This is a genomic window from Morganella morganii, from assembly GCF_019243775.1.
GTDB classification, from domain to species: domain Bacteria; phylum Pseudomonadota; class Gammaproteobacteria; order Enterobacterales; family Enterobacteriaceae; genus Morganella; species Morganella morganii.
Genome location: NZ_CP069157.1, coordinates 578,927 through 599,617, shown reverse-complemented (window position 1 = coordinate 599,617; position 20,691 = coordinate 578,927). Strand labels below are relative to the sequence as shown.

General features: G+C 54.5%; 20 protein-coding genes. 10 read left to right on the top strand and 10 right to left on the bottom strand.

The features are described from left to right. Nucleotides 1-100 precede the first annotated feature (100 nt). From ftsX to ftsY, 3 genes are read right to left on the bottom strand one after another with little or no spacing between them, the layout of a single operon-like run. Nucleotides 101-1,039, bottom strand: coding sequence for a permease-like cell division protein FtsX (gene ftsX / locus JL661_RS02770; protein WP_218481016.1), 939 nt, complete (start codon nucleotides 1,037-1,039; stop codon nucleotides 101-103). Nucleotides 1,040-1,065: 26 nt separating this feature from the next. Then, a complete protein-coding gene (ftsE, locus tag JL661_RS02765) occupies nucleotides 1,066-1,731 on the bottom strand; it encodes a cell division ATP-binding protein FtsE (RefSeq protein WP_004236250.1) in 666 nt (221 codons plus the stop codon). Nucleotides 1,732-1,737: 6 nt separating this feature from the next. Further along, on the bottom strand, nucleotides 1,738-3,579 hold the full coding sequence (gene ftsY / locus JL661_RS02760) for a signal recognition particle-docking protein FtsY (RefSeq protein ID WP_062772176.1): 1,842 nt from the start codon (nucleotides 3,577-3,579) through the stop codon (nucleotides 1,738-1,740). Between the two features lie 269 nt (nucleotides 3,580-3,848). On the opposite strand from ftsY, the gene rsmD reads away from it, so the two are divergent. Beyond that, nucleotides 3,849-4,457, top strand: a complete 609-nt coding sequence (rsmD, locus tag JL661_RS02755) for a 16S rRNA (guanine(966)-N(2))-methyltransferase (protein WP_004236246.1) — start codon at nucleotides 3,849-3,851, stop codon at nucleotides 4,455-4,457. Then, complete coding sequence (locus JL661_RS02750) at nucleotides 4,448-4,735, top strand: DUF1145 family protein (protein WP_004236245.1); 288 nt, start codon at nucleotides 4,448-4,450, stop codon at nucleotides 4,733-4,735. Before rsmD ends, JL661_RS02750 begins: the two co-directional genes overlap by 10 nt. Here the strand turns inward: JL661_RS02750 and JL661_RS02745 are convergent, their stop codons facing one another. Next, entirely contained in the window at nucleotides 4,736-5,089 is a 354-nt protein-coding gene (locus JL661_RS02745) for a DUF2500 domain-containing protein (RefSeq protein WP_004236243.1), read from the bottom strand. Between the two features lie 105 nt (nucleotides 5,090-5,194). Between JL661_RS02745 and JL661_RS02740 the strand changes: the two genes are divergently transcribed. Together JL661_RS02740 and JL661_RS02735 are read left to right on the top strand one after the other, a co-directional pair. Further along, complete coding sequence (locus JL661_RS02740; RefSeq protein ID WP_004236242.1) at nucleotides 5,195-5,827, top strand: lysoplasmalogenase; 633 nt, start codon at nucleotides 5,195-5,197, stop codon at nucleotides 5,825-5,827. 140 nt (nucleotides 5,828-5,967) lie between these two features. Continuing rightward, nucleotides 5,968-8,373, top strand: a complete 2,406-nt coding sequence (locus tag JL661_RS02735) for a zinc/cadmium/mercury/lead-transporting ATPase (RefSeq protein ID WP_062771956.1) — start codon at nucleotides 5,968-5,970, stop codon at nucleotides 8,371-8,373. A 44-nt stretch (nucleotides 8,374-8,417) separates the two neighbouring features. Here JL661_RS02735 and JL661_RS02730 read toward each other — a convergent pair whose 3' ends face one another. Both JL661_RS02730 and tusA read right to left on the bottom strand, forming a co-directional pair. Beyond that, nucleotides 8,418-9,257, bottom strand: coding sequence for a DUF817 domain-containing protein (locus JL661_RS02730; RefSeq protein ID WP_036418752.1), 840 nt, complete (start codon nucleotides 9,255-9,257; stop codon nucleotides 8,418-8,420). A 22-nt stretch (nucleotides 9,258-9,279) separates the two neighbouring features. Continuing rightward, nucleotides 9,280-9,534 carry a sulfurtransferase TusA gene (gene tusA, locus JL661_RS02725; protein ID WP_004240576.1) on the bottom strand — a complete coding sequence of 85 codons (255 nt, stop codon included), beginning with the start codon at nucleotides 9,532-9,534 and terminating at the stop codon, nucleotides 9,280-9,282. 190 nt (nucleotides 9,535-9,724) lie between these two features. On the opposite strand from tusA, the gene JL661_RS02720 reads away from it, so the two are divergent. Then, a complete protein-coding gene (locus JL661_RS02720) occupies nucleotides 9,725-10,393 on the top strand; it encodes a 7-cyano-7-deazaguanine/7-aminomethyl-7-deazaguanine transporter (protein ID WP_062771959.1) in 669 nt (222 codons plus the stop codon). A gap of 198 nt (nucleotides 10,394-10,591) precedes the next feature. Then, complete coding sequence (locus JL661_RS02715) at nucleotides 10,592-11,695, top strand: glycerol dehydrogenase (protein ID WP_004236232.1); 1,104 nt, start codon at nucleotides 10,592-10,594, stop codon at nucleotides 11,693-11,695. A 73-nt stretch (nucleotides 11,696-11,768) separates the two neighbouring features. Here JL661_RS02715 and JL661_RS02710 read toward each other — a convergent pair whose 3' ends face one another. From JL661_RS02710 to glpA, 4 genes are all read right to left on the bottom strand, one after another. Further along, the gene (locus JL661_RS02710) at nucleotides 11,769-12,437 is read right to left on the bottom strand and encodes a DUF3313 domain-containing protein (protein WP_062771961.1); all 669 of its coding nucleotides are present in this window, start codon (nucleotides 12,435-12,437) and stop codon (nucleotides 11,769-11,771) included. Nucleotides 12,438-12,562: 125 nt separating this feature from the next. Beyond that, on the bottom strand, nucleotides 12,563-13,759 hold the full coding sequence (gene glpC / locus JL661_RS02705; RefSeq protein ID WP_062771964.1) for an anaerobic glycerol-3-phosphate dehydrogenase subunit GlpC: 1,197 nt from the start codon (nucleotides 13,757-13,759) through the stop codon (nucleotides 12,563-12,565). Beyond that, complete coding sequence (gene glpB, locus JL661_RS02700; RefSeq protein ID WP_062771967.1) at nucleotides 13,756-15,042, bottom strand: glycerol-3-phosphate dehydrogenase subunit GlpB; 1,287 nt, start codon at nucleotides 15,040-15,042, stop codon at nucleotides 13,756-13,758. The genes glpC and glpB overlap by 4 nt, the downstream gene beginning before the upstream one ends. Then, nucleotides 15,032-16,678 carry an anaerobic glycerol-3-phosphate dehydrogenase subunit A gene (glpA, locus tag JL661_RS02695; RefSeq protein ID WP_036423999.1) on the bottom strand — a complete coding sequence of 549 codons (1,647 nt, stop codon included), beginning with the start codon at nucleotides 16,676-16,678 and terminating at the stop codon, nucleotides 15,032-15,034. Before glpA ends, glpB begins: the two co-directional genes overlap by 11 nt. Before the next feature lie 605 nt (nucleotides 16,679-17,283). Between glpA and frdA the strand changes: the two genes are divergently transcribed. The 4 genes from frdA to frdD are packed head-to-tail and all read left to right on the top strand — an operon-like array spanning nucleotide 17,284 to nucleotide 20,591. Further along, on the top strand, nucleotides 17,284-19,086 hold the full coding sequence (gene frdA / locus JL661_RS02690) for a fumarate reductase (quinol) flavoprotein subunit (RefSeq protein ID WP_015422988.1): 1,803 nt from the start codon (nucleotides 17,284-17,286) through the stop codon (nucleotides 19,084-19,086). Beyond that, complete coding sequence (locus JL661_RS02685) at nucleotides 19,079-19,813, top strand: succinate dehydrogenase/fumarate reductase iron-sulfur subunit (protein ID WP_004236226.1); 735 nt, start codon at nucleotides 19,079-19,081, stop codon at nucleotides 19,811-19,813. Before frdA ends, JL661_RS02685 begins: the two co-directional genes overlap by 8 nt. A gap of 11 nt (nucleotides 19,814-19,824) precedes the next feature. Beyond that, a complete protein-coding gene (gene frdC / locus JL661_RS02680) occupies nucleotides 19,825-20,217 on the top strand; it encodes a fumarate reductase subunit FrdC (RefSeq protein ID WP_004236225.1) in 393 nt (130 codons plus the stop codon). A 17-nt stretch (nucleotides 20,218-20,234) separates the two neighbouring features. Continuing rightward, the gene (gene frdD, locus JL661_RS02675; RefSeq protein ID WP_004236224.1) at nucleotides 20,235-20,591 is read left to right on the top strand and encodes a fumarate reductase subunit FrdD; all 357 of its coding nucleotides are present in this window, start codon (nucleotides 20,235-20,237) and stop codon (nucleotides 20,589-20,591) included. Nucleotides 20,592-20,691 lie beyond the last annotated feature (100 nt).

Sequence of the window (20,691 nt, the reverse complement as noted above, 5' to 3'; positions counted from 1 at the left end):
GTTACGCCTATCACTTAGTGCCGGCGTTGTCATTTGGTTGAATGTAAACCGGTGATGCGGGATACCCGGCGGGATAATGCCCCGCCGGATAGTGAGACAGTTACTGCGGCATAAAATTCCGTAAATGGCGGACCGTTGCCAGCCAGGCGGCAACCCAGCCAATCATACCTGACACCAGCACAATCAGCAGTGCTTCGTCCCAGTCCAGCCCGGTCAGTGCAAATGTGGTGCCGAAAATTTTGGACACATCGGTCACAACATCACCCAGTTTCCAGACCAGCAGAGAGGATAACACCAGTGACAATATTGCGCCGAACGCCCCGAGCAGCATGCCGCCGTTGAGGAACGGACGCAGAATAAAGCCGTCTGTCGCGCCGATCAGTTTCATCACATTGATGGTTTCGCGGCGGCTGAAAATATTGAGCCGCACGCTGTTGCCAATCACCAGGAACAGGGCCACAACCATCAGCACGCCAATCAGCGAGGCAATCTGCCCCACCAGGCCGGTCAGTGCTGCCAGCCGGGCAAACCAGCTGTCATCCATCCGCACCTCATCAATCCCGGACAGTGCCGTGACACGATCACGCAGGGTGGAGAGCGTTTCGCTGCTCTGCATATCCACTTTCGGTGTGACGATAGCCACTGCCGGCAGCGGGTTTTCTTCCAGCATATCCAGCGCGGTACTGAATCCGGACCAGGCGCGGAATTCGGTTATCGCCTGGTCGCGGGAGAGATAATTAACGCTCTCCACGCCGTCGAGCGCTTTCAGCTCGTCCGCCAGTTTCTGACCGCCCTGTTCATCCAGACCTTTATCCAGATAAACGGTCAGTTGCGGGGTCGGATACCACTGTTCCGCCGCATGGCTGACGTTTTTCCAGACGATATAAAAGACACTCGGCAGTGTCAGGGAGATTGCAATCACCATCACTGTCAGCAGTGTTGACAGCGGCTGGCGCAGCATATCGCCCAGCGTGTTTACCCACGCATGCCGCCACTGTTCCCGCCAGCCGCCTTTCAGCGCTTTGGCTTTGGACGGCATTTTTTTTTACGGGTTTACGCGGTTGTTTAGCCATGATGACCTCCCGCCATGCGTCCCTGACTCAGTGTCAGCACGCGGTAATTACGCCGTTCAATCAGCATGATATCGTGTGTTGCCATCAGTACGGTGACACCCACACGGTTAAACTCTTCAAACAGCCGTAAAATGCCTTCTGACAGCTCACTGTCCAGGTTACCGGTCGGTTCATCCGCCAGCAGCACCATCGGTTTATTGACCACCGCACGGGCAATGCCCACGCGCTGCTGTTCACCGCCGGAGAGCTGGACCGGGAAGTTACGGGCCTTATCCAGCAGACCGACTTTATCCAGCGCGGCACTGACGCGGCGGCGGATATCTTCCGGGCTGGCACCGGCAATGATCAGCGGCATCGCCACATTGTCATATACCGTGCGATCCAGCAGCAGATGGTGATCCTGAAAAATCATGCCGATTTGGCGGCGCAGGAAAGGCACTTCACGGTTTTTCAGACGGCTGATGTTGTGGCCGTCAAATAAAATGGTGCCGTCACTGGGTCGCTCAATCCCACAAATCAGTTTCAGCAGGGTACTCTTTCCTGCGCCGGAATGGCCGGTCAGGAAGACCATCTCCGCCGGGCGGATATGGAAATCCACCCCCTGGAGCGCCTGACGGCCGCCTAAATAGGCTTTACTGACGTGTTCAAAGCGAATCATGGATGATTAATCCTCCCGGGCAAAAAGTGCCTCAATAAAATCACCGGCTTTGAAAGGACGCAGATCTTCAATACCTTCACCCACCCCGATATACCGGATAGGAATACCGAACTGGTCTGCAATGGCAAAGATCACACCGCCTTTCGCCGTTCCGTCAAGTTTGGTCAGAGTCAGCCCGGTCAGGCCGACCGCTTCATTAAAGAGACGCGCCTGGCTGACAGCGTTCTGTCCGGTACTGGCATCTAATGTCAGCATAATCTCATGCGGGGCATCTTCATCAAGTTTCTTCATCACCCGCACGATTTTCTTGAGCTCTTCCATCAGGTGTGCTTTGTTCTGCAGACGCCCTGCGGTGTCCGCAATCAGCACATCCACCCCTTTGGCTTTGGCGGACTGAATGGCATCAAAAATCACCGAGGCCGGATCCGCGCCGGTGTGCTGTGCCACCACCGGGATATTGTTGCGCTCGCCCCAGACCTGGAGCTGTTCCACCGCAGCTGCACGGAAGGTATCTCCGGCAGCCAGCATGACAGATTTACCCTGAGCCTGATACTGACGTGCCATTTTACCGATGGTGGTGGTTTTACCGACACCGTTGACGCCGACCATCAGGATCACATACGGTTTTTTATCTTCAATTTCCAGCGGCTTATCGACTGTTGCCAGGATCTCGCCCATCTCTTCGCGCAGTTTAACGAATAAGGCTTCCGCATCTTTCAGATCACGGCGGCTGGCATGCTGAGTCAGACTGGTGATGATCTTGCGGGTGGTTTCCACACCGACATCGGCCACCAGCAATTGTTCTTCCAGCTCTTCAAACAGATCGTCATCGATCTTTTTGCCACGGAAGATCCCGAAGAAACCGGAGCCGATATTCTCACGGGTGCGCACCAGGCTGCGTTTCAGACGGGCAAAGAACCCTTCTTTTGCCGGTCTTTCCTGCGTGTCCGCCGGTGCCGGAGATTCATTTTCAACCAGTGCCGCGTCCTGTGCTTCCGCTTCGGCTTCCGCGAGACGGCGGGCTTCTTCCTCCTGCGCAAGACGCTGTTCTTCGGCCAGACGCGCCTGTTCAGCGGCTTCGGCATCACGCTGTTTCTGCTCTTGTGCTAAACGCTGCTGTTCTGCGGCTTCTTCTTCCGCACGGCGTTTATCTTCCGCGATGCGCTGCTGTTTTGCCGCTTCCGCATCACGCAGTGCCTGCTCTTCAGCCCGGCGCTGTTCTTCTTCCGCACGCTGCTGCTCTGCGGCCAGCCGTTTTTCTTCCGCGATACGCTGCTGTTTCGCAATTTCCGCGTCACGCAGTGCCTGCTCTTTCAGACGGCGCTGTTCTTCTTCGGCGCGCTGCTGCTCTGTAGCCTGTTCTTCGGCCAGCCGTTTTTCTTCCGCGATACGCTGTTGCTTCGCGGCTTCCGCCTGACGTCTTTCTTCTGCCAGACGCTGCTGTTTCGCGGCTTCCGCATCACGACGGGCCTGTTCTTCTGCCTGACGAGCCTGTTCCGCTGCCTCTGCATCACGGCGGGCCTGCTCTTCGGCTAAACGCGCCTGTTCAGCCGCTTCCGCATCACGGCGGGCCTGCTCTTCGGCTAAACGCGCCTGTTCAGCCGCTTCTGTATCACGGCGGGCCTGTTCTTCGGCTAAACGCGCCTGTTCAGCCGCTTCTTCATCACGACGGGCCTGTTCTTCGGCTAAACGCGCCTGTTCAGCCGCCTCTGCATCACGACGAGTCTGCTCTTCGGCTAAACGTGCCTGTTCTTCCTGAGCCGCCTGTTCCTGCTGCGCCTGTTCATCTTCTTCTTTACGGCCAAAACCCAGCCAGGAAAAAAAACCTTTTTTCTTCTCTTTTGCCACAGCCACTATACTCCTTGCATACTGCCACCCGTCACCTTCCGGCACGGTATGTCCGGAAAATCCTGAGCAGATATGGCGTCTTTATCATCATTAGTTGCAAATCAGACGCAGTCTATCATTTCACAGGATGGTTGCGCATCGGCTTTCCGTAATTTCATATTAAATTTAAACGAATTTTTACAAAACCTGCGTATAATATTCCGCTGTTTTCCCGTCTGTTATTCATATTTCTGAATTAATAATTTCAGAATTAATAAGTTACGAAGGTTATGGTTAAAAAAGCTCAAACCGCACCACAAGGGCAGATCCGCATTATCGCCGGTCTCTGGCGCGGACGTAAACTGCCGGTTCTGACACATGACGGCCTGCGCCCGACCACTGATCGCGTGCGCGAAACCCTGTTTAACTGGCTGATGCCGGTGATTAACGGCGCACGCTGTCTTGATGCGTTTGCAGGCAGCGGCGCACTCGGTTTTGAGGCGCTTTCCCGCTATGCCTCCGCCGTGACATTTACGGAACTCAACCGCGCTGTTGCGGCTCAGATCAGCGCCAATGCGCGTCTGCTCAAATGTGAACAGGCGACTGTCGTTAATCAGAGCGCCCTACAGTTTCTGGCACAGCCGGGAACACCGTTTGATGTGGTGTTTCTCGACCCGCCGTTCCGTAAAGGGCTGCTTCAGGAAACCGTTGATTTACTGGAGCAGAATAACTGGCTCAGCCCGGAAGCAATGATCTACATTGAAGCCGAGGCGGAATCAGACACACTGGTTGTTCCGGGTAACTGGGTGTGCCACCGGGAGAAGGTGGCCGGCCAGGTTGCGTATCGTCTTTATCTGCGTCAGACGCAGACGACTGAACAGGAGTCCGTATGTTCCTGATTAATATTGGCCGCATACTGATGCTGGCCGTCTGGGGTTTTCTGATTTTCAGCCTGGTGCATCCGTTCCCGAAACCGCTGAATATCTTTATGCATATCGCCACCTTTTTTATGGTGGTGATGCACGGGCTGCTGATGTCGCTGTTCAATGCCGGTCAGCCGCAGGATAAGAAACTGACAGCCGCCGGTAAAGTACGTGTCTTTTTATTCGGTGTGTTTGAACTGCTCGCCCTGCTGCGCCGCCAGCAGGCAGAACTGAAAGATCAGGATAAACCCTGATCAACGCAGCGGCTCATAACGGATAAACCGCGTCCCCTGCATTGACAGCGTTCCGCGTGAATGCAGGGTAATCTCTTTATATTCATCCTCTTTGATGTACACCACAATGGTTTTCCCCGACAGCGGCGTGAAATGCACCTCATAACGGAAGGTTTCCGGGAAAACCACATCCCGCTCACGGGAACGCATATTCGGGTACGGATAATCCTTTTTCTCTGTCACCGTGACCTGATATGTCACCACCGCAGAATGATCGTTTATCTCATTTTGTTTGCGCTGTTCAAAGAAGCGGCGGGTCGCCAGGATAATAATCAAAGCGGCGACAATAAAACCTAACAAACCGAATTTGTTCATGAGTATGGTTGTTTTCCTGCAATCTGGTTGATCGTGTTCTGTAAATACGGGATATTATCAAATATTCAGGTGTTAATCGCCATCAACATACCTCAAGGACACCCTATGAATTGGCCATTTATTGCTGTACTTTTTTCCGGCTGGCTCTATATCGACGCCGCCTACCGGGGACCAAACTGGCAGCGCTGGGTTTTCCGTCCCGTCACCCTGCTGCTGTTGCTGCTGTGGGCGTGGAGCGGGGATTACGGGCTGGATATCTCCGGGTATCTGGTGTGTGTCGGGCTGTTAGTGGCCATTGTCTCCGATACCATCCGCCTGGTTGCTGATAATAAAATCGACCTGTCACTGTATACCAGTGCCGTGTTTTATCTGCTCTATGCCCTGAGCTTCGCCCTGCTCAATAATTTCACCTTCTATATTCCGCTGATGATTGCCGTGCCGGTGATTGCCATCGCGGTACTCGCGCTGCTCTGGTACAAACTCGGCGATCATAAAGTACCGGTGCTGACGGCGCTGCTCAGTGCGCTGGTGATGGGCTGGCTTGCCGGAGAGCAGTTCTTCGGGCTGGGTACCGATTACAACTTCTCCCTGATGATCGGGGCATTCTGTCTGGTGCTGAACCTGATCCTGTGGCTGATTAACCGCTTCCTGTTTACCTTTAAACTGGCCAAAGCGGTGTATTCCACCTTCTATTTCCTCGGGCATTTCCTGATTGTCCGCGCTATCACGCTGATGTAATTCTGCCCCTGACAACAGGAGCGCACAATTTGCCAATAATTATGCGCCCCTGTTGTTGACTCTGGAGTAGACTCCAATGTGTACACTTCCTGTTAATGAGAAAAATTAACATCAACTCACCGTTGAACAGGGAGGTGTTTATGCACCCGAACAAAGAACATCATGAGCATACTCATACCAGCAACTGCTGCGGCAGCAAATCTGCCTGCACCACCGGCGGAAAAAGTGAGTCACAGGCTCATCAGTCACACGACCATACCGCACACGATCACAGTGAGCATGAACATCCGGAACACGACGACGATGAGTCCCGTGCGCATGGTCATGCCCCGCACGATCATGCGCATTCTGAACATGACCATGACCACGCCGGTCATGAACACGCACACGGCAGCTGCTGTTCACACGATCACGCCGCCCCGGATGATACCGCACTGCCTGAATTAAGCGGCAGCCAGCGTTACAACTGGCAGGTGGAAGGGATGGACTGCCCGAGCTGTGCGCGCAAGATTGAAACTGCCGTTCTGAAAATTGCGGCGGTCACCCAGGCAAAAGTGATGTTTGCCACCGAAAAACTGGTGGTGGATGCCGCCGGGGATGTCCGCGCGGATGTGACCAGTGCTGTTCAGCAGGCCGGATTTGTCCTCTGGGATCTGAACGGCAGCAGTGCCGCACCGAAGAAAAAAGAAGAGCAGAGCCTGCTGAAACAGGCAACGCCGATGCTGATTCTGGCGGTGCTGATTGCCCTCAGCTACGCGCTGGAGTTTGTGAACCCGGAGTTCGGCAAATACGCCTTTATCGCCTCAACGCTGATCGGGCTGTTCCCGATCGCCAAAAGCTCGCTGCGTCTTATCCGCTCCGGCACCCCGTTTGCGATTGAAACGCTGATGACGGTCGCGGCAGTCGGCGCCATAATTATCGGCGCCACTGAAGAAGCGGCCATGGTTATCCTGCTGTTCCTGCTGGGCGAAATGCTGGAATCCTATGCGGCAGGCCGTGCACGGCGGGGAGTCAGCGCGCTGATGGCGCTGGTGCCGGAAGATGCGGTGGTGATTAAGGACGGGCAGAAAGTATCCGTGCCGGTTGCACAGCTGCGTCCCGGCGACATTATTGAAATCGCACCTGGCGGCCGTCTGCCGACAGATGCCGAACTTCTCAGTGAGTTTGCCAGCTTTGACGAAAGCGCCCTGACCGGGGAATCCGTCCCGGTTGAGCGGGCACAGGGTGAAAAAGTGGCTGCCGGTTCGCTGTCAGTGGATCGCGCAGTGCAGATGAAAGTGGTCTCCGAGCAGGGTCAGAATGCCATCGACCGTATTCTGACACTGATTGAGGAAGCGGAAGAGCGCCGTGCGCCAATCGAACGCTTTATCGACCGTTTCAGCCGCTACTATACGCCGATGATTATGCTGTTCTCCGCCCTGGTGATTGTTATTCCGCCGCTGTTTATGGGCCAGGAATGGTATCCGTGGATCTACCGTGGTCTGACACTGCTGCTGATTGGTTGTCCGTGTGCACTGGTAATTTCCACCCCTGCGGCTATCACCTCCGCGCTGGCCGCCGCCACCCGCCGTGGTGCGCTGATCAAAGGCGGTGCCGCACTGGAGCAGCTGGGTACCGTGACCACTGTCGCGCTGGATAAAACCGGTACGCTGACAGAGGGTAAACCGCAGGTGACTGATATTGTTGCCCTGAATAGTCACAGTGATGCGGATGTGCTGACGTTTGCCTCCGCCGTGGAAAGCGGATCACATCACCCGTTAGCCAAAGCGATTCTGGAGCGCACTGAAGCTCTGGGGCTGACTATCACCGAAGCGGAAAACCGTAAAGCCCATGCCGGTAAAGGGGTTGAAGGTGAACTCAGCGGTGTGACCATCCTGGTCAGCGCACCGGGTAAACTGGCAGACGGCCTGCTGACCGATGCCGCTGCGGCAGAAGTGACCCGGCTGGAAAATGAAGGGAAAACGGTCGTTGCTGTGGTTGCAGGTAACCGGCTGACCGGACTTATCGCCATGCAGGATACGCTGCGCAGTGATGCCATTGAAGCCATCAGCCAGCTGAAAGCGATGGGTGTCAGCGCCGTGATGCTGACCGGGGATAACCCGCGTGCAGCCGCTGCTATCGCCGGTACCATCGGCATGGATTTCCGTGCCGGACTGATGCCGGAAGATAAAGTCAAAGCGGTGATGGCGCTGAATAATGAACATCACACCATGATGGTCGGCGACGGTATCAATGATGCCCCGGCAATGAAAGCAGCCAGTATCGGGGTTGCCATGGGCAGCGGGACCGATGTGGCACTGGAAACCGCCGATGCCGCACTGACTCACAACCGCCTGACCGGCATTGCCGAAGTGATCACGCTGTCGCGGGCCACCCGTAAGATTATCCGCGAGAACATTACTATCGCTCTGGGTCTGAAAGCCGTGTTCCTGGTCACCACCCTGATGGGGCTGACCGGCCTGTGGGTTGCGGTTCTGGCTGACTCCGGTGCGACCGCACTGGTGACCGCCAACGCTGTCCGCCTGCTGCGGGTCATGAAAAAATAACCACGGGTTACTGACTGAAAAGGGATGCTGCGGCATCCCTTTTTTTATCTCACCACCAGGATCGTGGCTTTAATGTGCTTGAGATAGGCCACAATCGTGAAGGTGACAATCACCAGCAGCGACCAGGATGCCCATTTTCCGGCATGCACGGTCGCCCACGCCCCGATCTGGTTCGGATACTGCCAGACACCGAAAAAGGTACCGAAGTTTTCCGCCAGCCAGATAAAAAAGCCGATCAGCACAAAACTCAGTAACAACGGCATTTTGCGCTCTTTATCATACGGCGTGTAATAAACCATGGTCCGCGCATACAGCCCGAGAATAAAGGCGGTGAGATACCAGCGGTAATCGCCGGTGAAGTGATGAGCAAAGAAATTCACATAAATCGCCAGCGCAATCAGGGTCGCCAGCCAGTACGGCGGGAAGTTTTCAATCCGGACGTTCAGGAAGCGCCACGCCTGAATCACATAACTGCCGACAGCCGCATACATAAACCCGGTGAATAACGGCACATTCCATAATTTGGTATACGCCTCATCAGGATAACTCCACGAACCGATAGCGGATGAGGTTTTAAACAACTCCATGACAAAACCGACCACATGGAAAATACAGATGGCTTTCAGTTCATCCGTGGTTTCCAGCTTTTTCCACACCATAGCAGCCTGAAACAGGACCGCCAGGATCAGCAGAAAATCATAACGGGGGATCCCGGCGACACCGGCGGCAGGCACCAGAAACAGGGCGAGGAAAAAGAAGGCGGCAAACAAGCACGCCCGTGCCTCTTTCAGACCAAAAAACCAGAATTCAAGGATAAACCGGCGCCAGCCGGTCAGAGACGAGCGTTTCTGCACCAGCAGAAAGGTATCAAAGCGGTCAAGCATGGTTCAGTCCCTGAAAGATGGATTACAGCGCACTCTCTTTTTTGCGGATCAGATAGCGGTACGGCGCGGTTTCAGCCTCCTGGGCCACCAGCTCATGCTCCATAAAACGGCAGAACCCCGGAATGTCCCGCGTGGTTGCCGGATCATCCGCCACCACCAGCAAAACTTCACCGGTATTCATCCCGCGGATGGTTTTACGCACCAGCATCACCGGCTCCGGGCAGCGCAGCCCGAGTGTGTCGAGTGTTTTATCGGCACAGGAAAAAGTATCAGACATCATGATTGTCCTGTTAAGTAACGAATCCGGGAATTATACCGGAAATAAAAGCCCGGCGCCGCTTCTGTGTTTTTAATCTTCCGGGCCGTTTTCCCTCCGGGAGAGTCCTTTGCTTTTGTTGCGCAAACGGCGTATTATTGCGCGCTGAGATTATTGGGTTCCCTCACCCCAACCACCAAAAAGGTACAATATGTTTGATTTATCTACCCGCCAGCGGCGCACTGCGCTTATCTGGTTATCACTTTTTCATGTTCTGATCATTACCTCCAGTAACTACCTGGTGCAGTTGCCGATCACCATTTTCGGCTTCCATACCACCTGGGGGGCTTTCACGTTTCCGTTTATTTTCCTGGCGACTGACCTGACCGTCCGTATCTACGGCGCACCGCTGGCACGGCGGATTATTACCTCGGTGATGATCCCGGCTCTGGCGATTTCCTATGTGGTCTCCGCCCTGTTCTTTCAGGGGGAATGGGCCGGTTTTGAGGCACTGTCACACTTCAACCTGTTTGTGGCGCGGATTGCCGCCGCCAGCTTTATGGCCTATGCCCTCGGACAGATTCTGGATGTGAATGTCTTTAACCGCCTGCGTCAGAACCGCCGCTGGTATGTGGCACCGGCTGCCGCGATGTTTGTCGGTAACCTGATCGATACCCTGGCCTTCTTCTTTATCGCCTTCTGGCGCAGTACCGATCCGTTTATGGCGGCAAACTGGGTGGAAATCGCCCTGGTGGATTACAGTTTCAAAGTCACTATCTGCATGCTGTTCTTCCTGCCGGCTTACGGCGTACTGCTTAATCTGATCCTGCGCTCTTTTTTTGCGCAACGCGCTGACGGCTCCCTGCCCGCGCATCACTGATTGTTCATTTTTCTGACACGCAGAGGCGCTATCCTGCCTCTGCGCTGTCGTCTGTATCACATTTTCCCGATCTGCCCCCGTGCTCCCGGCCCGTACAGTGCGTCAGCTCTCACATATCCGTTACTGTAACTGTTAGTCTGATTCAGACGGAATATCCCTCACTGACACCATAACGCGAATGCATTCAGGAGTTTGAGTATGTTAAAAGTGATCCAATCCCCGGCCAAATACATTCAGGGTCCGGACGCGCTTTACCATGTGGGTAAATACATCAGACCATTAGCGGAAAAAACGTTGGTGATTGCTGATAAATTTGTCCGCGAGCTGGTGGGCGATATTGTGAATGACAGCCTGAGCGAATACGAAGTCAGCGGTGTCTTTGAAACCTTCGGCGGCGAGTGTACTCACGAGGAGATCGACCGTCTGACCAAACTGGCGAAAAACCACAAATGCCAGGCGGTACTGGGTGTGGGCGGCGGTAAAACACTGGATACCGCCAAGGCCGTGGCGCATTTTGCCAAACTGCCGGTGATCATTGCCCCGACTATCGCATCAACCGATGCGCCGACCAGCGCACTGTCCGTTATCTATAATGAACTCGGTGCGTTCGACAGCTACCTGTTCTATCCGCAGAACCCGAACGTGGTGGTGATGGATACCAATATCATTGCCCGCGCGCCGGCACGTCTGCTGGTTGCCGGAATGGGTGATGCTCTGGCCACTTACTTTGAGGCGCGTGCATGCAGTGCAGCCGGAAAAGCCACTATGGCCGGCGGCAGTACCACACTGGCGGCACTGGCACTGGCGAATCTCTGCTTTGATACTCTGCTCAGCGACGGCATCAAAGCCAAACTGGCGGTGGAAGCCGGAGTCAGCACCAAAGCGGTGGAAAACATCATTGAAGCCAACACCCTGCTCAGCGGGCTGGGCTTTGAAAGTGCCGGTCTTGCGGCAGCACACGCTATCCACAACGGCTTTACCGCGCTGGAAGAGTGCCACCACATGTACCACGGTGAAAAAGTGGCATTCGGCACCCTCGTACAGTTAGTACTGGAAAATGCCCCGGCGGAAGAGCTGGAAACCGTACTGGAATTCTGTGCCCAGGTCGGTCTGCCAATCACCCTGGAAGAACTGGGTGTGGACAGCATCGGTACCGAGCTGGAAGAGAAAGTGATGGCGGTTGCCGAGCTGAGCTGCGCGGACAACGAAACCATCTACAACATGCCGTTTGAAGTCGATTCTGACCAGGTCTATGCCGCTATTATGGCTGCTGACCGCATGGGTCGCGACTGGCTGTATTAATCTGCTTATTATTCTGTTCAATAACGCCCGGGATAACCGGGCGTTATTGTCTGTAATCCGCCGCCGGTATTCATTATGCGGCGGGCAGGATCTCTGCGGCGATCGTATCAACCGCTGCTTTCAGTTCCTGTAAGGTGATGGTCTGATCCTTATTACTCATCTGCTCACCTTTATTTTTGCGGATCGCTTCAAGATACGGTTTTTTTGATACGGAATCGGTGATTTTCCATTCAAAATACATTGACGTATCCGCATCACGGTTACCGATTGCCAGCTGTGTTCCGGCGACAATCAGCATCACCGGTAAGACCTCATAGGGTTTGAAATCTTTGTTGGTGACCTTAACGGCAGTAACCACGCCCTCAAAACGCAGCACACCCGGTGCGGCAGTTTCTGTCAGCTGATACCGTTTTGCCAGCTCACTTTTGATCTGCTGATTGGTGTAATTGAGCAGTACAGTCATAAACTGTTTACCCATTTTGTTATTTTCATTCAGCGGCTTAAACACAACCGGCGTAAAGATAAGCTTTGTTTTCGGGCTTTCTGCGGTGAAATCGTCAGCACGCCAGGATTTAATCACCTCGCCGGAAGCTGTTTCTGTTTCAGTCAGGCGCTGATAGTCACTCAGAAAATCAGATTGTTCGGTGTGATCCGGCAGGCGGCTTGAGCAGGCGGAAAGCAGGAATACCACGGAGACGGCAATAATATATTTAGTGACTGAATGTGATGCGAAGTTGTTCATTTTCCTCTCAATATCTTTATCATCTTCTTTAAAAATCCGCCCGATGCTAGCACCGGGCGGAAGAGGAAAGTGAATAGAAAATGCGGTTTATACGTAATATTCAGCCGGTTTCTGTCATCCTTTATTTATGCCAGCGCCCGCGCCAGCAGAGATATCGGGTGTTCGCATTTTTTGCTGGTGGACATCTCAATCTGCCATTTGCAGGTTTCACAGTCACTGATCGCCAGATCAATACCGCTTTCCTCTATCTGGCGGAACAGCGGGGAACCAATCGCCTGAGATGTTTCGTAGTTTTCCTTTTTAAACCCGTAAGTTCCGGCGATACCACAGCATTGTGAATCCAGCACGATCAGTTCCACCCCCGGAATTGAGCGGATAAGCTCAAGGGAATAGGCCGTCCAGCCCATTTTTTCCATATGGCACGGCGTGTGATAACCGACTTTCAGCGGCGTGTGGCGCAGCACCGGCTTGCGCCCGTCCTGCATCAGCCGGTAAAGATAACGGGTCACCAGCTCTATGTTATCGCGCAGCGGCGCGGTATCCACATCCAGGATATGCGGATATTCATCCCGCAGGGTAAAAGCACAGGTGGAGGATGTCGCAATCACCGGCATCTTCTGTTCAACAATGGCTTTGGTGAGGGATTCCACATTCACCGCCGCCTGTTTTTTTGCCTGCTTTGCAAAACCGTTAGCGATCAGCGCCACACCACAGCATTTTTCCCGCTCCAGCAACTGCACGCCGATCCCCATGCTGTTAAAGACCTTAATCACATCTTTACCGAGCTGCGGATGGTTATAATTCACATAACAACCGTGGAAGTACGCGACCTGTTCGCCGAATTTTGCCTGTTTTTCCTGCTGTTTTTTGTACCAGCGGCGGAAAGTACCGAAAGAATATTTCGGCAACTCGCGGCGGTGATCAATTTTCAGAGCAGTATCCAGCAGTTTGCGCACCGGTTTCAGGCCGGTGATGGTATTAACCACCGGCGCAAACGGCGAGGAGAGTGATCCCATCAGATCGGTGTGGCTCAGAATTGCGTCGCGGATCTTAGGCCGTGACGGAGAATACGTCAGTTTGGCGCGGGCGATAATATCCCCGATACGGACATCTGACGGGCACGCCACTTCGCAGCGTTTGCAGTTGGTGCAGAGGGTGAGCGCATCATCATACAGCATGGCGTCTTTCAGGCGCAGCCGCTCGCCGTCCGGCCCCGCCTGTTTCGGGCCGGGATAATCCGGATTCACCTTCGCCACCGGGCAGTAAGTTGTACAGACTGTACATTTGATGCAGTTCTCGAACTGTGTTTGTCCCGTACTCATACCTGTGCCTCCGTTACCACCACGCCAATCTGCGCCAGAATCTGTTCCGCTGCGTACATCGCAGTGACAAGAGAAACACCCGCCCCGCATCCCTCCTGTAACGGGTTATACCCGCCCAGTACCGCCCCGGCGGCATACAGGTTAGTGATAGTGCCGTGCGCATCCGCCGGATGCAGATATGCATCTGTCGCCACCCCGGCCTCCAGATAGCGCTGACGGGCAAACAGATCTGCCGATGTCCATTCCCGGCGCGGCAATGTTTCAGTCAGATTCAGATTCAGCAGCGGCTCATAAATATGATCAATATCGCTCGCCAGCCCGTTACTGAAGAAACTGCCGGTCGCCAGCACAAACTGCTCAGCCTGCACCGGAATATCACCGTGATTGCGGGTAAATAGCTGTGTGATCCGCTCACCGTCACGGCGGACAGAAATGACACTGTCCCCCGGCATCACAAATCCGCCCGCACGGCGGAAACGGCGCAGTAATGCCTGATGCAGACGGATCCCCAACAGTGACGGCGGAAGGGTCGGCAACTGATAAACGGCTTTATTCAGCTGCTGCTGTAAAAAGGTAATTCCGTCACTGTTTTCCTCCCCGAAACAGGCCGGTAAAATCAGGGTTTGTTCTGTGATCCCGCACTGCGCCAGTTCATCAGCCAGCTCCTGCCGGTTCTGTGGTAAATCCAGCACACGGGCAATATTGACAGAGCGAAACTCACTCGGGTTATTGCGTAATTTATCCAGGCACGGCAGATGCAGGGTATACGCCTGCGCGGGATATCCCTGACGGGTCAGTGCGGCGGCAGCCATTTCCGCCTGAAAATCAAGAAAACCGGTAATACTGATAACCGCAGCCGGCTGCCAGCCTGCCGTCATTTTTTCGGAGAGAACCGGCACCACATCCGGTGTCAGCCAGCTCATCCGCCATTGTCCGGCCGGGGTCAGACGCCAGTGATTACACTCCGCCGATCCCTGTAACGGTAAAGTATCCTGCTGTAACAGCGACATTGCCTGTGACACGCAGCGGCGCACCGCGCTTTCCCCTATCACACTGTAAGGATGAGCAGGCGCCTGATGTGCCAGCGCCGCCAGTGCCGAAAGCGGCTCCGTGACCGGCTGCCCGTCCGGCAGCGCCGAGAGCAGATCCAGTGACGCCGATGAGAAATGCAGCGCGCTCTGTCCGGCGCTGATAATGGCGCAGCTCAGTCCGCTCTCTGCCAGTTTCACACCGCAGGAGAGACCGGCAAGGCCGCCGCCCGCGATAACCACATCATATTTCATTCTGCTCTCCCTGTTCTTCTGTCCCGCTGTTTTCCAGCCCGCACAATCCCTGATACACCCAGCCGGTAAATTCACTCTCCCGCAGCGCATTTCCCCACGCCACCGGACGCACACCTTTCCAGCGTTCATTCAGAAAGTGCATCAGTTCGGTCTCGGATTTTTCAGCAGTGGTGACTTTCAGCTGAGTCAGCAGCTCCGCCGCACGGCAGGCACACAGCTCGCCCTGGCAGGTGCCCATGCCGACACGGGTGCGGCGGCGCAGATCCAGCAGGTTATTCACCGTCAGGCTTTCGGTGGCATAGCGCACCTCACCGGCAGTGACCGCTTCACACTCACAGACCAGGCTTTTATCGAGCCGCGTGGAGTGCGGCAACTCTGCCGCGCGATCGCCGTGACGGTACACCGCCGATCCGCGTAACGGGGCAGGAAGGGAGATCACTTTACGCAATGTCTGTTCCGCCGAATGCGCCGAGCCCGGCAGCGGCTCCTCCGCCGTGGAACAGTGCGCCGTTATACCCAGCTTCGCGCACACCGCGTCTGTCGCCCACTCCGCCATCAGCCGGTAAGTCATCAGCTTGCCGCCGGTGATCGTGAGGAAGCCGCGCAGTCCGTCGCGTTTTTCATGATCCAGCAGCACAATCCCCCGGCTGATACTGCGCCCGGTCGGGTCGTCATCCGCCGCCACCAGCGGACGGACACCGGCATACGCCCGCAGAATACGCGCCTGCGCCATCGCCGGAGCCAGCCGTGAGCCTTCACGGATCAGAGTATCGACCTCGTCCGCCGTGACAATCATATTGTCAATATCATCATAAGGAATATGAACAGAAGTGGTGCCGATCAGGGAAATGGTATCTCCCGGCACCAGAATATCCGCATCCCCCGGTCTGCGGCAGCGGTTAATAACACGCTGGTTAAGGCGGTGCCCGAGGATCAGCAGTGATCCTTTGGCAGGCAGCATGCTGATATTCACCCCGGCAAAACCGGCGATACGCTGACTCCAGATCCCTGCCGCATTAACCACCACCGGCGCATACAGCGGATAACGGCGGTGATTCTGATGATCATAAACCTGCACGCCGGTCACCCGGTCGCCCTGACGCAGCACATCCGTGACTTCGTGATAAGTCAGCACCTGCGCACCGTGCTCCCGCGCATCCAGCATATTGGCGGCAGTCAGACGGAACGGATCCACGGTACCGTCCGGCACTTTAACCGCACCCAGCAGCGCCGGGTTTACCGACGGTTCAAAACGCAGTGCCTCCTGCGGGGACATCACCTGAGTATCAATACCTGCTGCGCGGCAGGCTTCAATAAACGTGGCCTGGTACGCCATCTCATCTTCCGGCAGTGTGATAAACAGGCCGTCTGTTTCCTCAACACAGTGGCGGGCAATGCGCCGCAGGATCCGGTTTTCCGAAATACACTCCCGGGCGGATTCCGGATCCGTCACCGCATAACGGGCACCACTGTGCAGCAGGCCGTGGTTACGGCCGGTCGCGCCGGTCGCGATATCAAACCGCTCCAGTAACAGAGTGCGCAGGCCGCGCCGGGCACAGTCCCGCGCCATCCCGGCACCGGTTGCGCCACCGCCGATGATAATGACATCCGCTTCATTGACAGGTGAATCAGACATGGGTTCCTCTCAGTCATGTTCCTTTATTATGGTTATAGCTTAGCCGTTTTTCCTTCCTTTGTGATTGATAATGAGCAAAAACGAAAACAAAACACCAAAAATAAGAGCGAAATAATCCATAGTCGTGATGAATATCACATATACGCAACATCCGGATTTTCCCGCAGGAAATACCCGTAAACCGACTGATTTTCCGCCTGTTTTCTGCCTGATTCACACCTCTGATATTTAGTTATTGTGCCGCCGCTGATATACGCTATGCTTTTAGCGCTAATTATATGTTTACCCTGTATATTTTATGTAACCGGAATAAAACAAAATAACTACACACAAGTAATTACTTAGGTGATTACCTGAAATATCCGGTTATTCATCCGCAAAAATGCAAAATTAGCGCTTAAAACCCTTGGTTATATCAAATTTAAACGATCAGCTATTCGCTATACTTTGAACAGAATGTGATTTTATAACCAGTCAGTAACCGAAAATGATTAGCGTTTTTATCAACTGAAAGGATTCGGTTACTGATAACAATTTTAAGTACCCGTTTCAGATTTCGTTTTTACATTTTAACTTTCGATTTACCTGAACAATGGAGAAGCACAGTGCAAACCTTTAATGCCGATATCGCAATTATCGGAGCAGGCGGTGCAGGGCTGCGGGCGGCGATTGCCGCTGCGGAAGCTAACCCGAACCTGAAAATTGCTCTGATCTCAAAAGTTTACCCGATGCGCAGTCACACCGTGGCCGCAGAAGGTGGCTCTGCGGCTGTGACACAATCCCATGATTCCTATGATTATCATTTCAGTGATACGGTGTCCGGGGGCGACTGGTTATGTGAGCAGGATGTGGTGGAGTATTTTGTCGAACACTGTCCGACAGAAATGACCCAGCTGGAACTGTGGGGCTGCCCGTGGAGCCGCAAAGAAGACGGTTCCGTCAACGTGCGCCGTTTCGGCGGTATGAAAATCGAGCGGACCTGGTTTGCCGCCGATAAAACCGGCTTTCATATGCTGCACACCCTGTTCCAGACCTCTCTGAAATACCCTCAGATCCAGCGTTTTGATGAGCATTTTGTCCTCGATATCATTGTGGATGAAGGCCATGTGCGCGGTCTGGTGGCACTCAACATGATGGAAGGGACAAAAGTTCAGATCCGCGCCAATTCCGTGATTATGGCCACCGGCGGCGCCGGTCGTGTTTACCGCTATAACACCAACGGCGGGATTGTTACCGGCGACGGAATGGGAATGGCTTTCCGTCACGGCGTGCCGCTGCGGGATATGGAATTCGTTCAGTATCACCCGACCGGTCTGCCGGGTTCCGGTATTCTGATGACAGAAGGCTGCCGGGGCGAAGGCGGTATTCTGGTCAACAAAGACGGCTACCGCTATCTGCAGGATTACGGCATGGGGCCGGAAACCCCGCTCGGCCATCCGGAAAACAAATACATGGAACTCGGCCCGCGCGATAAAGTCTCCCAGGCGTTCTGGCACGAGTGGCGCAAAGGCCGGACTATCAAAACCAACCGTGGTGATGTGGTTTATCTGGATCTGCGTCATCTCGGCGAGAAAAAACTGCTGGAGCGCCTGCCGTTTATCTGCGAGCTGGCGAAAGCGTATGTCGGCGTGGACCCGGTCAAAGAGCCGATCCCTGTCCGTCCGACCGCGCACTACACCATGGGTGGTATCGAAACCGACCAGCGCTGTGAAACCCGCATCAAAGGGCTGTTTGCTGTCGGTGAGTGTTCCTCCGTCGGTCTGCACGGCGCTAACCGCCTCGGTTCCAACTCCCTGGCGGAACTGGTGGTCTTCGGTCGTCTGGCCGGGGAAGAAGCGGCTAAGCACGCACAGGAAACACACGCTGCCAACAGTAATGCTATCGATGCCCGCACCGCTGACATTGAAAACAATCTGAAAGCGCTGATGAACCAGAAAGGCTCTGAAAACTGGGCAAAACTGCGTGATGAGATGGGTGAGGCAATGGAAGAAGGCTGCGGTATCTACCGCACACCGGAACTGATGCAGAAAACCATCGATAAACTGGCTGAGCTGAAAGAGCGCTTCAGACGCGTTGAAATCACTGACCGCTCTTCTGTCTTCAATACCGACCTGCTCTACACTATTGAGCTGGGCTTTGGTCTGGATGTCGCGGAATGTATGGCGCACTCCGCCTTTAACCGTAAAGAATCACGCGGTGCGCACCAGCGTCTGGATGAAGGCTGTACTGAGCGCGACGATGTCAATTTCCTGAAACACACCCTCGCCTTCCACAATCCGGACGGTTCGCCGCATCTGGAATACAGTGATGTGAAGATAACCAAATCCGCCCCGGCAAAACGTGTCTACGGTGGTGAAGCGGCAGCGGCTGAACAGGCGGCAAAAGAGAAGGAAAACGTCAATGGCTGAGATGAAAATGCTGAAAATGTCAGTGATGCGCTATAACCCGGAAACGGATAATGAGCCGCATGCTGTCACGTATCAGGTGCCTTACGATGAGCAGACCTCACTGCTGGATGCGCTGGGCTATATCAAAGACAACCTGGCGCCGGATCTCTCCTACCGCTGGTCCTGCCGGATGGCTATCTGCGGCTCCTGCGGCATGATGGTCAATAAGGTGCCGAAGCTCGCCTGTAAAACCTTCCTGCGCGAATATCCGCAGGGCATGGACATTGAGGCACTCGGCAACTTCCCGATCGAACGCGACCTGGTTGTGGATATGACGCACTTTATCGAGAGCCTGGAAGCTATCAAGCCTTATATTATCGGCAATGACCGCAAACCGTCCGAAGGCCCGAATAACCAGACTCCGGGACAGATGGCAAAATACCATCAGTTCTCCGGCTGCATTAACTGCGGTCTGTGCTACGCGGCCTGTCCGCAGTTTGGTCTGAATCCGGAATTCCTCGGCCCGGGTGTGCTGACACTGGCACAGCGCTATAACACCGACAGCCGCGATCACGGCAAAAAAGAGCGGATGAAACAAATCAACGGCGATAACGGCGTATGGACCTGTACCTTCGTGGGTTACTGCTCGGAAGTCTGTCCGAAACATGTGGACCCGGCAGCCGCTATTCAGCAGGGTAAAGCCGCCAGTGCGGAAGATTACATTATTGCCCGTCTGAAACCACAATAAGGAAGAGAGAAATGACGACCAAACGTAAGCCTTATGTGCGTGAAATGACACCGACATGGTGGAATAAACTCGGTTTTTACCGTTTTTACATGCTGCGGGAAGGCACCGCAGTGGTCCAGCTCTGGTTCAGTCTGCTGGTTATGTACGGCGTTTACTGTCTTAAGGGCGGCCCGGCGGACTGGGCAGGGTATGTCCACTTCCTGCAGAATCCGGTGGTGGTACTGGTTAATATCCTGACTCTGGCCGGTACCCTGCTGCACACGGTGACCTGGTTCCAGCTGGCACCGAAAGCCGTCAATATTGTTATCAAAGACGAAAAAATGGGACCGGAGCCGATTGTCCGTCTGCTCTGGGTGGTGACCCTCATTGTTAACGCCGTCATTCTGGCCGTTGCGTTACTGTGATAAGGAAGGAAACTGATATGATTAATCCGAATCCGAAACGCTCACAGGAACCGGTTTTCTGGGGATTGTTTGGCGCAGGCGGCATGTGGAGTGCCATTGTTTCACCGGCCGTTATTGTGCTGCTGGCTTTTCTGGTCCCGTTTGCTGTGGCACCGGATATGCTCAGTTACAGCCGTATCCTGGCCTTCTGCCAGGGCTTTATCGGCAAAGCGTTCCTGCTGCTGATGATTATCCTGCCGCTGTGGTGTGCGCTTCACCGTATCCACCACTGCATGCATGACCTGAAAATTCATGTTCCTGCGGGACGCTGGGTCTTTTACGGCCTGGCAACCATCCTCAGTGTGATGGCCGTGATTGGTGTCATCACGCTGTAATCATTGTCTGTCATAAAAAGACCGGCGCTTAAACGCCGGTCTTTTTTTATCTGCCGTCAGGCCACTTCCGCACGGTTAAGCTGCCAGTAGCGGTGCTGCC

What these genes read in the sequence shown, in the direction of transcription:
- ftsX (WP_218481016.1), bottom strand. Translation starts at nt 1,039, where the DNA reads ATGCCGTCCAAAGCCAAAGCGCTGAAAGGCGGCTGGCGGGAACAGTGG.
- ftsE (WP_004236250.1), bottom strand. Translation starts at nt 1,731, where the DNA reads ATGATTCGCTTTGAACACGTCAGTAAAGCCTATTTAGGCGGCCGTCAG.
- rsmD (WP_004236246.1), top strand. Translation starts at nt 3,849, where the DNA reads ATGGTTAAAAAAGCTCAAACCGCACCACAAGGGCAGATCCGCATTATC.
- JL661_RS02750 (WP_004236245.1), top strand. Translation starts at nt 4,448, where the DNA reads ATGTTCCTGATTAATATTGGCCGCATACTGATGCTGGCCGTCTGGGGT.
- JL661_RS02745 (WP_004236243.1), bottom strand. Translation starts at nt 5,089, where the DNA reads ATGAACAAATTCGGTTTGTTAGGTTTTATTGTCGCCGCTTTGATTATT.
- JL661_RS02740 (WP_004236242.1), top strand. Translation starts at nt 5,195, where the DNA reads ATGAATTGGCCATTTATTGCTGTACTTTTTTCCGGCTGGCTCTATATC.
- JL661_RS02735 (WP_062771956.1), top strand. Translation starts at nt 5,968, where the DNA reads ATGCACCCGAACAAAGAACATCATGAGCATACTCATACCAGCAACTGC.
- JL661_RS02730 (WP_036418752.1), bottom strand. Translation starts at nt 9,257, where the DNA reads ATGCTTGACCGCTTTGATACCTTTCTGCTGGTGCAGAAACGCTCGTCT.
- tusA (WP_004240576.1), bottom strand. Translation starts at nt 9,534, where the DNA reads ATGTCTGATACTTTTTCCTGTGCCGATAAAACACTCGACACACTCGGG.
- JL661_RS02720 (WP_062771959.1), top strand. Translation starts at nt 9,725, where the DNA reads ATGTTTGATTTATCTACCCGCCAGCGGCGCACTGCGCTTATCTGGTTA.
- JL661_RS02715 (WP_004236232.1), top strand. Translation starts at nt 10,592, where the DNA reads ATGTTAAAAGTGATCCAATCCCCGGCCAAATACATTCAGGGTCCGGAC.
- JL661_RS02710 (WP_062771961.1), bottom strand. Translation starts at nt 12,437, where the DNA reads ATGAACAACTTCGCATCACATTCAGTCACTAAATATATTATTGCCGTC.
- glpC (WP_062771964.1), bottom strand. Translation starts at nt 13,759, where the DNA reads ATGAGTACGGGACAAACACAGTTCGAGAACTGCATCAAATGTACAGTC.
- glpB (WP_062771967.1), bottom strand. Translation starts at nt 15,042, where the DNA reads ATGAAATATGATGTGGTTATCGCGGGCGGCGGCCTTGCCGGTCTCTCC.
- glpA (WP_036423999.1), bottom strand. Translation starts at nt 16,678, where the DNA reads ATGTCTGATTCACCTGTCAATGAAGCGGATGTCATTATCATCGGCGGT.
- JL661_RS02685 (WP_004236226.1), top strand. Translation starts at nt 19,079, where the DNA reads ATGGCTGAGATGAAAATGCTGAAAATGTCAGTGATGCGCTATAACCCG.
- frdC (WP_004236225.1), top strand. Translation starts at nt 19,825, where the DNA reads ATGACGACCAAACGTAAGCCTTATGTGCGTGAAATGACACCGACATGG.
- frdD (WP_004236224.1), top strand. Translation starts at nt 20,235, where the DNA reads ATGATTAATCCGAATCCGAAACGCTCACAGGAACCGGTTTTCTGGGGA.